General features: G+C 37.6%; 1 pseudogene. It reads left to right on the top strand.

The features are described from left to right. A pseudogene (locus ACYQ2O_RS13445) lies at positions 1–255 on the top strand (RNA-guided endonuclease TnpB family protein); the annotation flags it as partial.

Below are 255 nucleotides of genomic sequence, written 5' to 3'. Positions count from 1 at the left end.
ATTGGATTTCCAAAATTCAAATCCAAACACCGTTCAAAAGCGAGTTATACCACCAACAATCAAGGGGGAAATATCCGAATTGAAGATGGTAAGATCAAACTGCCTAAAATCGGATGTGTAAAGCTTGTCCAGCATCGTACTTTTCAAGGCAAGATTAAATCATGTACGATATCAATGAATAAATCGGGAAAATATTTTATATCCATTCTTGTGGAATCAGCGGACGAAACGCCCCAATTAGTTGAACGGAAGATC

The sequence above is a fragment of the Alkalibacterium sp. m-11 genome (assembly GCF_054658155.1).
The sequence above is the reverse complement of the archived record's forward strand: the minus strand, read 5'-3'. Positions and strand labels throughout refer to the sequence as shown.